This is a genomic window from Streptomyces sp. NPDC007162, assembly GCF_040634175.1.
Taxonomy (GTDB): Bacteria; Actinomycetota; Actinomycetes; order Streptomycetales; family Streptomycetaceae; genus Streptomyces.
Genome location: NZ_JBEYFC010000538.1, coordinates 1 through 5,833, shown reverse-complemented (window position 1 = coordinate 5,833; position 5,833 = coordinate 1). Strand labels below are relative to the sequence as shown.

General features: G+C 69.6%; 3 protein-coding genes and 1 pseudogene. All 4 read left to right on the top strand.

The window, feature by feature from the left end:
* The first annotated feature begins 251 nt into the window (after window positions 1-251).
* The 4 genes and pseudogenes from ABZ646_RS38445 (at window position 252) to ABZ646_RS38430 (ending at window position 5,680) form a co-directional block, all read left to right on the top strand.
* A pseudogene (locus ABZ646_RS38445) lies at window positions 252-1,032 on the top strand (3-deoxy-manno-octulosonate cytidylyltransferase).
* Window positions 1,033-1,517: 485 nt separating this feature from the next.
* Window positions 1,518-3,479, top strand: coding sequence for an ABC transporter ATP-binding protein (locus ABZ646_RS38440; protein ID WP_360529889.1), 1,962 nt, complete (start codon window positions 1,518-1,520; stop codon window positions 3,477-3,479).
* A gap of 436 nt (window positions 3,480-3,915) precedes the next feature.
* Window positions 3,916-4,488 (top strand): class I SAM-dependent methyltransferase, encoded by a 573-nt coding sequence (locus tag ABZ646_RS38435; RefSeq protein WP_360529886.1) that lies wholly within the window; start codon window positions 3,916-3,918, stop codon window positions 4,486-4,488.
* A 22-nt stretch (window positions 4,489-4,510) separates the two neighbouring features.
* A complete protein-coding gene (locus ABZ646_RS38430; RefSeq protein ID WP_360529883.1) occupies window positions 4,511-5,680 on the top strand; it encodes a bifunctional class I SAM-dependent methyltransferase/NUDIX hydrolase in 1,170 nt (389 codons plus the stop codon).
* The last annotated feature ends 153 nt before the right edge of the window (window positions 5,681-5,833 follow it).

Genomic DNA, 5,833 nt, shown 5'->3' with positions numbered 1-5,833 from the left:
GGCGCCCAGAGAGCTGCCCGAGGAACGGATCTTCCTCCGGACAGGCACGCGTCACCGGGCCAGCCGGGCGCCGAATCCGCCGGCAGCACCAAGCTGGTGTGCTGCGCCAGAAATCCTGATCGTTCATCCTGAAGAGGTCAGCGGATACGAGTGGCGGTCCTTCGAGGACTCTGCCTCGCCGACCGTCCGCGCCAAGCTGGCCCTCCTCCCCCGCCCTACTCAGTCCTGACACTCACCGACGGGAGTACGCCGTGGCCGTCACCACCGCCGCACCGCCGAGCACCGCGCGCCGCCGCCACATAGCGGTCATCCCCTGCCGCTGGGGAGCCTCCCGTTTTCCGGGAAAGCCCCTTGCGCAGCTCGGGGATAAGCCGCTGCTGTGGCACGTCCACCAGCGCTGCCTGGAGGCAAAGCGCCTCGACGGGGTGGTGGTCGCCACCGATGACGAGCGCATCGAGGAGGCGTGCCACCGCCTGGGCATCGAGTGCCTGCGGACCGGAGAACACCTCACCGGCACGGACCGCGTTGCGGAGTGCGCGGAACGCCTGCCCGTACATCAACGTCCAGGGCGACGAACCGTTCATCTCCCCCACCGCAATCGACGCCGTTTCCGATGCCTTGGAGCACTTGGCATCCGGAACTCTGGCTGTGAACGCGTACACGGAGCTGGACGACGCCGGTGCCGTCCTGGACCATAACGTCGTCAAGGTCGTCTTCGATGCCGAGCACAACGCCCTCATGTTCTCCCGGCAGCCGATCCCGTACCCGCGCGGTGACCGACCGAGGTACCTGCGTCAGCTCGGTCTCTACGGCTTCACCCGAACGGCCCTCACCACGTTCCGGCATCTCCCTCAGGGGCCGCTGGAACGTACCGAAGGCGTGGAGATGCTGCGCTTCATCGAACACGGCCACGACGTACGGATGCTCGGCGTCGCGGACGAAGGATTGGCGATCGACACTCCCGAAGACCTCGCAAGGGCCAGCACTTTGTTGCGGACTCACACCGAGCCTGCGATTGCCCGCTTCTCCTGATAACCGCGATCGACCGCCGCTCCCTGGATCCGGCACTTTGCTCGCCCGCTTCCACGAGGTCACGCTCCATCCCCGGTGCCGAACGGCGGCACGCTCGGCGTTTTGGCCACCGTCGCTCCAACCCCTGGCCCAGGGGCCGCAAGGGTCGATGCAACCCGCAAGCTCCGGCGCGCGCTCCATCCCAGGGTTACCAACACGACCGAAACACATGTGTTCGAAATTCCGACCGGCTCGTTGAGCCGCAGGAGCAGTCACACAACCGTCAAGGGGGACCACGTTGACTTCGGCCCGGACACCAGCACATGTGACTCCTCATAACGTGGCACCGAGTAAGGAGTACTCGTACCGCGACGAGTCCAGCCGCAGGGCCTCTGTGCAGATGATCACTGTCACCATGGCGCGGTGGCTTCCACGCCAGCTCTCCAGTCGCTGCGCCAGCCCGGGCCCGGAGGCACGCTGTGAATAGGTTCTTCGGACGGGTGCGGATGGCCGAGCCGGAGGTCTCCGACGCCGAGCAGGAGCTTTTCGGCGGTCCTCTGCGCTATGACTTCGGCTGGTCTGAACATGAGCGTGCACGGCTCGACTTGACGATGATGTCGGCTCTACGCTCCATGCCGAGGCTCGTGGGAGCGACCTTACGGATGACGTGGCAAGCAGACCGCCGCGCTCTGCTCACGGTCGCCCTCAGCGAGATCGGACAGGGTCTCGCCGCCGCAGTGGGGCTGCTCGCGGTCAACGCCGTCATGCACGCGCTGCTCGGCTCCGGCACCCCCGGGCAGCGGCTGCACGCGGTCCTGCCGGGACTGCTCGCCGCCGCCGGCGCGGCCGTGGTCAACTCGGGCCTGGCCGGGTGGTCCACCTCGCGGGCGGGCCGGCTGGAGCCACTAGTCGAGCGGATCGCCACCACGCAGTACCTGGCCGCCGCCGCGTCGGTGGAGCTGGAGGCCATCGAGGACCCGGAGTTCCGGCGGCTGATCGACGTCGCCCAGTACGGCGCCGCATCCGCCCGCCGCATGATCAGCGCCTGCGTGGCCGCGCTGAACGGCACCATCTCCCTGATCTCCACGGCCGGCGTCCTCACCATCCTCCACCCGGTCCTGCTGCCGCTGCTGATCCTGATCGCGGCGCCGCGCGGCTGGGGCGCGATGCGGGTGGCGCAGGAACGGTATGTGTCGGTGATGAGCTGGGTCGAGCACGTGCGGGCCAGCCGTCTCATCGGCAACCTGCTCACCGAGCGCTCGGCAGCGCAGGAGGTGCGCATCCACGCCGTAGGGCCGTTCCTGCTCAGCCGGTACGAGCGTATGGCGGAGAGCGCGGAGGCCGAGCAGGAGCGGCTGGCCGCCGGGAAAGCGGTCACCGAGTGGGTGGCCGCCGCGCTGTCCGGGCTCGCCATGGCGGCGACGTACGCGGCCATGTTCCTGCTGATCACGAGCGGGCACATGAGTCTTGCCGTGGCCGGCACCGCCGTCATCGCCGTCCGGTCCGGCTCGGCGAGCCTGGGCGCGCTGGTGATGAACGTCAACCAGCTGCACGAGGAGTCGTTGTACGTCCGCGACCACGCCCGGTTCCTGGACGAGGCGGCACGGCGCACCATCCCCAGCGGGGGCGATCCCGTACCGTCGCAGGTGAAGCAGGTCGTCCTCGACCAGGTGAGCTACCGCTACCCGGACCGGGAAACTCCCGCCCTCGACGGGGTCTCCCTCGCCCTGCCCATGGGCTCGGTCACCGCCGTGGTCGGCGAGAACGGCTCGGGCAAGAGCACGCTGATGAAGGTGTTGTCGGGCTTGCTGCTGCCGCAGAGCGGGACCGTGTGGTGGGGTGATGCCCACGTCGCTTCCCTCGACCGCTCCGAAGTCTTCGACCGCGTCGCGCTGCTCACCCAGGACTTCCAACGCTGGCCGGTGACGGCGGCGTTGAACATCCGGATCGGCCGGCCGGCCCAGGAAGCCGGTCCCGAGGACCTGCAGCCGTCCGTGGACTACGCGGGTGCCGGACCGGTCATCGCAAAACTTCCAGAGGGCCTTCGGACCCTGCTGGCCCGAATGTTCCGCGGTGCTAGCGAGCTCTCCGGCGGCGAGTGGCAGAAGATCGGGCTCGCCCGTACCCACTGGCGCAGCTCCACCTCGGATGCCGACAGCGTCCTCATCGTGGACGAGCCCACCTCCGCTCTCGACCCGGAGGCCGAGATCGCCGCCTTCGACCGTATCCGCCGGCTCGCCGCACCGAACCGGGCCGTCGTCCTGGTCACCCACCGCATGTCCGGCGTCCGCCATGCCGACCGCATCTACGTCCTGCACCACGGACGGCTCGTCGAACACGGCAGCCACGACGAACTCATGGCCGCCCAAGGGCGCTACGCCTCGATGTTCGACGCGCAAGCCGCCCAGTACGCCCCCACAGGAACCATCCCCCGCCCCGGCTCCCCCACCGTCGCCGATCCCGCATGACCCGCTCCAGGGGCCCAGCGTGCCGACTCCTCCCACCACCGCGCAGGAGCACGATCCCAGCAGGCTGCGGCACCGGCTCGTCGATCAGCTCCGAGCGGCCGGCACGTCCGCACAGCCGCCGTCAGGGCCACCCCGCGCAGGGTGCCCCGCCATGCTTACGCACCGGAAGTGCCCGTGCGGACCGCGTACGCCGATGACATCATCCCTACCCGGTACGCCCGACGGCCGCATCAGCAGCTCCGTCAGCGCACCGTGGCTGCAGGCCGTCATGCTCGAAGCAGCCTCCGGGCCGGCCAGAAACACGCGAATCAGGGTCAACTGGCCCGTCGTTCCCGGCATCGCAGCGCCGGCTCTGGTGCTGCCCCGCCGCTCAGCCTCCGACGATGCCCGCCAGGACCAAAATCCCAGCCGTCCCACCCGCTAGCAAAGGAGCCGCATGGTGACGACCCCAGCCAGCGCCGATTATTGGGAGCCGCTCTGGGCCGATGGACGCCGGTACCGGGAGGTCACCAGCACCGAGGCCACGCTGCTCGCCGACCATGTCGGACCGGGCCGCGGACGCCCGGCTCTCGACATCGGCACCGGCGAGGGCTCCCTCGCCCGCCACCTCCATCAGCTCGGTTACCGCACCACCGGCATCGACTTCGCCCCCAGCGCCATCACCGCAGCCCGGAACACCCAGCAGGGTGAGGGGCCGGCCTGGCACCTGATGGACTTCACCTCCGATGACCCCGGCGCCCTGCCGGACCCCGCGTATGCCGTCGTCGCCTGCCGCCTGGTCTACCGCTGGATGGACGACAAGGCGGCCTTCCTCGACCGTGTCCGGCAGGTCCTCGCACCCGGTGGGACCTTCTGGGTTGTCACCGAAATCGCCGGCCGTCGCGAGGCCGGTGATCCGTACCGGCACCTCGGGATCAGCCCCGCCGAAGCCGAGACGCTCACCGCGGGCTGGTCCGTCGTACGCGTCGCCGATCTCGACGTGCTGCGCTGCTACGCACTCCGCCCCTGAACTCATCACGGGAGTTAACGTGTTGGACATCGAACATCAGACGCGCCTCGCCTGGGACGCCTACGGAACACACCACCTGGGGCGCGGTACGCCCCTGACCGAGGTGGACCAGATCACCTGGGGCCCTGCCGCGAACGCGGCGGGGGACGCCATCCTCGGGGACATCAGAGGCCTGCGCGTCCTGGACATCGGCTGCGGCCCTGGTCGGCACGCCGCACACCTGGCCCGCGCCTACGGTGCGCAGGTGGACGGCGTCGACGCCTCCCTCAGCCAGATCGAGAGAGCGCGCGCCCGCTACCCCGAGGTACCGGGACTGCGGCTGATCCACGCCGACGCTGTCGAGCACCTGAGCACGGCAGCGCCGTACGACGTGATCTACTCCCTCAGCACCTTCCACTTCCTCGACCCGCACCGACTCCTGCCCGCCCTGGCCACCGCCCTCAAACCGGGCGGACGGCTGTACTTCACCGTGCTGCACACCAACTCCGCCGGCCACGGCCCCACCTCGACCATCACCCCACGCCCGGAGATCCTGCGCCCGGCCGGCGGCGACGACCTCACCGTGCACATGTGGGTACTCACACCCGAGTTGTGGGAAGACCTGCTCGTCCACTACGGCTTCCGCGTGCAGGACATCACCGTCCTCGACGCGCCGGAAAAGAACAACCACGCCTCCTACCGGCTCTTCCAGGTCCACCGACCGGCCCGGATCACAGCCCGTCCCCGCACCCCGAAACCACCCCTCGCCCACGCCGCCGTCGGCGTCGGCGCCGTGCTGCTCGCGCCCCAGGGCCTCCTCCTCGGCCGACATCGGCTGGGCACACGGGAGCTGCCGGGCGGCACGGTGGAGCCCGGCGAATCACTGTCCGAGGCCGTCGTGCGCGAACTCGCCGAGGAGACCGGCCTCACGGCCCTCCCCGCGGACGTACGCCTGCTCGGCACTCTCCTCGACCACGTCGGCGACGTCGTCCGCCTCACTGTGGCCACCGTCGTCACCGCCTGGCAGGGAACCCCCGCCGACCAGCCCGACGAGAGCGTGACCGATTGGCGCTGGTGGCCCCTGGACTCCCTGCCGTCCGGTCTGTTCGAATGCAGCGCCCAAGTCCTGACCGCCTGGCGGCCCGACCTGCCCATCGACCACCCGCCCGCGCACTTCACCCCATTTGCCGACACGACGGCCGCCGCGGAATGACTGTGGCAGGCAGCAGCCCACCTCACCGTCTATCCAGCCGCCTGTACCACAGAGTCCGATACGCCTCCCGATGATTCAGAGCGCGTATGACCTCTCCACCACCCAACGACACCGCAGCGCACAGCACCGCGATGTCGGCGGCCGATCCGGAAG